Source organism: Ideonella sp. (assembly GCF_035254525.1).
Lineage (GTDB): Bacteria > Pseudomonadota > Gammaproteobacteria > Burkholderiales > Burkholderiaceae_C > Ideonella.
In genome coordinates this window covers 1-4027 of sequence record NZ_DATFAN010000030.1, presented here as the reverse complement: position 1 = coordinate 4027, position 4027 = coordinate 1, and the positions used below count along the sequence as shown (strand labels likewise).

At 70.5% G+C, this 4027-nt stretch carries 2 protein-coding genes; both read right to left on the bottom strand.

Annotated features, from left to right (window positions below):
• Positions 1–638: 638 nt before the first annotated feature.
• The gene (locus VJ693_RS03300) at positions 639–2432 is read right to left on the bottom strand and encodes an ABC transporter ATP-binding protein (RefSeq protein ID WP_324152043.1); all 1794 of its coding nucleotides are present in this window, start codon (positions 2430–2432) and stop codon (positions 639–641) included.
• The coding region (locus VJ693_RS03295; protein WP_324152042.1) for an ABC transporter ATP-binding protein at positions 2419–4027 on the bottom strand (1609 nt) is incomplete at its 5' end. The genes VJ693_RS03300 and VJ693_RS03295, both read right to left, overlap by 14 nt.

Sequence of the window (4027 nt, the reverse complement as noted above, 5' to 3'; positions counted from 1 at the left end):
AGACGGCGACAGGGGTGGTCCAGACCATCCAGTCAAACATGGGTTGGGTTCCTTGCTGTTTGGCGGTTAGCGGCGCGGCCGGGGTCCGGCAGGCGGCGGGGCTCATGAGTCCGCGCCCTCGCCTGCGGCGAGGGTGCCCTGCAGTGCTCGGCTTCGTGGCCGCCGTCGAACTCGCTCCGCTCACTGCGTTCGCTGTGCTCGAACAATCGCCGGCGAGTCAGATTACGAGGCTCGCTTCGCTCGCTGCCACGAAGCCTGCGCGCTTCGGCGCTCCCTAAATCGCCCCCCCGCCTGCCGGCCCCCGGCCGAGTCCATCGTTGGCGTGTTGGCACGGCTTGAATTCGAACGCGTTGAACTGCCGCCGACGGCTGCAGGCTGGGAGCCGGTATCCGCTTGGGCGATTTGGGAGCGCCGAGAAGCGCAGGGCTTGTGGCAGCGAGCGCCAGCGAGCCTCGTAAACAAACTCACTGGCGATTGTTCGAGCACAGCGAACGCAGTGAGCGGAGCGAGTTCGACAGTGGCCACAAGCCCGAGCATCGCAGGGCACCCTCGGCGCAGCCGAGGGCGCGGACTAATGAGCCCAAGCGGGTACCGGCTCCCAGCCCCCCGCCAACCATCGCAGACCACTGGCTACGCAGTCAGACCGAGTCCGGCTCGGTATCTTCCTCGGCAGCCGAGAGTTGCTGCAACTCCACCAGCCGCCGATACAGCCCACCCTCGATCTGCATCAAGGCCTCGTGCGGCCCCAGCTCGGCGATGTGGCCGTGGTTCAGCACGACGATGCGGTCGGCATCGCGGATGGTCGACAGCCGGTGCGCGATCGAGATCAATGTCAACTTGCCGCGCAGCTTGCTCAAGGCATGCTGCACGACCGCCTCGGTCTCGCTGTCGACGTGCGAGGTGGCTTCGTCGAGCAGCAGGATGCGCGGCTGGCCGGCCAGGGCGCGGGCGATGGCGATGAGCTGTTTCTCGCCCACGGCAAGTCGCGCTCCGCCTTCGCCAAGCTTCGTGTCGTAGCCGTGTTCGAGGCGACCGATGAAGCCGTGGGCGCCGGCCGAGCGGGCGGCGGTCTCGATCTGGGCGTCGGTCAGGGGCCGGCCCATCGCGATGTTCTCGCGTGCGCTGGCCGCGAGCAGGAAGGGCTCCTGCGGCACCAGGCCGACGGCGTCGCGGAAGGCGGCTTCATCGAGGCCCGCGATGGGATGGCCGTCGATCGTCAACCGGCCCTCGGTCACCGGGTAGAAGCGCAGCAGCAGCGACAACAGGCTGGACTTGCCGCTGCCGGTGGGCCCGACGATGCCGACGAACTCGCCGGGGGCGATGTCCAGCGAGACCTGGCGCAGCACCGGCGTGCCCGGGATGTAGGCGAAGCTCAGCGAATCGATCTTGACCGCGCCGGCCGTCACGCGGCCATCGGCGGCCGGGCGGTCGGCCTCGGCCTCGTCGAGCAGGGTGTTCACCCGCGCCGCCGAGATCATGGCCTGCTGCAGCTGCGAGAACTGCATGGTCAGCTGGATCAGCGGCTCGGTCACGCGGCCGACGTAGGAGACGAAGGCGTAGAGCACGCCGACCTCGATCGGGGCCAGCGCGCCGCCGGTCTCGCGCAGGCCGAAGACCGCGATCACCACCGCCAGCATCGCGACGTTCAGCAGGTCCAATGCCGGGCGCAGCAGCAGCGCGTTGGCGCGCAGTTCGGCGCCGCGCGAGCGGTAGTGCTCGTCGTTGATGCGGGCGTAGCGATCGCCATAGCCCAGCGTGGCGCCGGTGGCCTGCAGCACCGCCATGCCGGAGATCGACTCGGCCGTCTGCGCATTCAGCTCGCTGCGCAGCTCGCGCGTGCGCGCCACCGCCGGCGCCGAGAGCTTCTGGTAGAGGTAGACGATGCCGAACACCGCGGGCACCAGCGTCGTCACGATCAACATCAGCCGCCAGTCGAGCACCGCCATCGTGACCAGCAGGCTGGCCAGCATGATCAGGCAGTCCAGCATCACGAACAGCACCTGCACGTACAGCTGCTTGACCGCCTCGGTGTCGTTGGTGACCCGGCTGACGAGCTGGCCGGTGATGGCCTTGTCGAAGAAGCTCATCGGCAGCCGCAGCACATGGCCGTAGACCGCTTCGCGGATGCGCCGCACCGAACGCATCGCCACGCCGGCCAGGCGGCTCAGCTGCCGGTAGCGCACCCAGCTCGCCACCCAGCCCGCGAACAGCGCGCCCAGCAGCAGGCCGGCCATCGCGCCGATCGCCGGGTCGCGCGGCAGCAGGTAGCGGTCGATGAAGGCCTTGCCGAGCACCGGGCCGAGCGCATCGAGCCCGGCCGCGACGGCGAGCCACGCCAGGCCGATCCACAGATGCCGGGCCTCGGGCCTGGCGGCTCGCCACAGCAGTGCGGCGGCGCGGCGGGCGGTCGACTTCAGGTCAGTCTTGTTCAAGCGATGCTTCCAGTTGCTGGATGCGCCACTGCTGCGCGTACCAGCTCTGCTCCACGCCCTTGGCCACCAGCTGCTCGTGCGTGCCGCGCTCGGCCAGGTGGCCGTGGCGCAGCACGGCAATCAGGTCGGCATCGGCCACGGCCGAGAGCCGGTGGCTGACGATGATCACGGTGCGGCCCGCGCGCTGGCCGCGCAGGTGCTCGAGGATGCGGTGCTCGGTCTCGGTGTCGACGGCCGACAGCGCATCGTCGAGCAGCAGCAGCGGCGCATCGGCCAGCAGCGCACGGGCGATCGCCACGCGCTGGCGCTGCCCGCCCGAGAGCGTGACGCCGCGCTCGCCGACAGGGGTGTCGTAGCCCTGCGGCAGGCGCAGGATGTCGTCATGCACGGCGGCGAGCTCGGCCACGGCCTGCACCTGTTCGCGTGTCGCACCGGGCCTGGCCAGCGCGATGTTCTCGGCCACGCTGGCCGAGAAGAGGATCGGCTCCTGCGGCACCCAGGCGATGCCGGCGCGCAGCGCATCGAGCGTGTAGTCCGCCAGGCTGACGCCGCCCCAGGTGATGCCGCCGGCCTGCGGTGCCCATTGGCGCAGCAGCAGCTTCAGCAGCGTGCTCTTGCCCGAGCCGGTCGGGCCGACCAGGCCCAGCGTCGAGCCAGGCGGGATGTGCAACGACAGCCCGTCCAGCGCCGGGTGGTTCGTGCCCGGGTAGGCGAAACGCACGTCGCGCAGCACGATTTCGCCGGGGTGCACCGGCTCGATGCTGCCGTCGTCGTCGATCGCCAGCGGCTCGTCGAGCACGGCCGACAGCCGCGTCCAGGCCGCGCTGCCGCGCTGCCACAGCGCCAGCACCCAGCCGGCGGCGAACATCGGCCAGATCAGTTGGGTGAGGTACAGGCCGAAGCTGGTCATCTGACCGATCGTCAGCTCGCCATGCCAGACCAGCCAGCCGCCCAGGCCCAGCGACAGCACGATCGAGGTTGCCAGCGTCATGCCCACGGCGGGCTCGTAGCGCGCCTCCCAGCGCTGCGACCAGTAGGCTGCGTCGGCTGCCTTCTCGGCCAGCTCGGCGAACACCTGGCTGCTGCGCGCCTCGAGGCCCAGCGCACGCAGCGTGCGCACGCCCGACAGCGTCTCCTGCACATGGTCGTTCAGCGCGCCGAAACAATCGAGCGCTTCCTTCGAGCGGTCGTGCAGGTGGCGCGAGATCCGGGCGAAGCTCCAGGCCATCAGCGGAAAGGGCACGAGCGCGATGGCGGCCAGCCGCCAGTCGACGCCGATCGCCATCGTCGCGACCACCAGCACGAGCGTCAGCGTGCCGTCGAAGCCGGCCAGCATCGCCTCGCCGGCGGCCATCTCGACCGCGTCGACGTCGTTGGTGGCCAGCGCCATCAGGTCGCCGGTGCGGCGGGTCTGGAAGAAGCGCGGGCCCTGCGCGGCCAGGCGCTGGTACAGCCGCCGGCGCAGCTCCACCCCCATCAGGTAGGCGGCGGCATACAGCCGGATCCGCCAGCCCACGCGCAGCAGGTAGATCGCGACGCCGGCGGCCAGCAGCAGTGCCAGCTCGCGCCACATGGCCGCGCCGGCGAGTTGCCGC